This window comes from Nonomuraea sp. NPDC048916, assembly GCF_040649575.1.
Taxonomy (GTDB): Bacteria; Actinomycetota; Actinomycetes; order Streptosporangiales; family Streptosporangiaceae; genus Nonomuraea.
In genome coordinates, this window is the sequence record NZ_JBEZFS010000139.1 from 1 (window position 1) to 821 (window position 821).

Genomic DNA, 821 nt, shown 5'->3' on the forward strand with positions numbered 1-821 from the left:
ACCATCACCGTCGCAACCAGGAGCTTCAGGTGCTGTTCTATCGTGCCGCCGTCGATTTGTCGCATCAGACCCTGAACTACGTCGCCGGGGTGATCCGGCGCCACCGTAAGTCCAAGAGGTCGCTCTGGCGGCGGCTGAACCCCGGCCGGCAGGCCCTGCTCGTTCTGGTCTACCTGCGCAAAGGTGAGACATTCACCGAACTCGGCGCGGGGTTCGGGGTGTCGACGGCGACCGCGTGGCGGTATGTGGAGGAGACGGTGGAGCTGCTGTCGGCGCGCTCTCCCAAGCTCACGGCGGCGTTACGGAAGGCCAAGCGGGACGGGCTGCACTACCTGGTGCTGGACGGCACGCTGATCCGCACTGACCGGATCAAGGCCGACCGGCCCTACTTCTCCGGCAAGCACCGCGTGCACGGGGTGAACGTCCAGGTCATCGCCTCACCGGACGGGACGATCTTATGGACGTCCGGAGCGCTGCCAGGCAAGGCGCATGACCTGACGGCCGCCCGGATCTGGGGCATCCTGCGCGCGCTGGAGCAGGTCGGGATCATCACCCTCGCCGACAAGGCATATCAGGGAGCCGAGGGACCGCTCGTCACCCCGTACAAGGGCAAGAACAAGCCCGAGTCCCAGAAGCGGGCCAACCGCTCACACGCCAAGCTCCGCGGGCCCGGCGAACGCGCGAACGCCCAGCTGAAGAGCTGGAAGATCCTCCGAAAGCTACGCTGCAGCCCTTCCAAGGCCGGCCACCTCTGTAAGGCCATCGCCGTCCTTCAGAACCACCGAGTTGCCCAGGGCGCCTGAGGATGAAAAAGGTTCAGT

Annotated in this window: 1 protein-coding gene; it reads left to right on the forward strand. The window is 65.9% G+C overall.

What is annotated here, in order from left to right; all coding sequences use genetic code 11:
* Window positions 1-29: 29 nt before the first annotated feature.
* Complete coding sequence (locus tag AB0C16_RS40125) at window positions 30-803, forward strand: transposase family protein (RefSeq protein WP_357691392.1); 774 nt, start codon at window positions 30-32, stop codon at window positions 801-803.
* Window positions 804-821 lie beyond the last annotated feature (18 nt).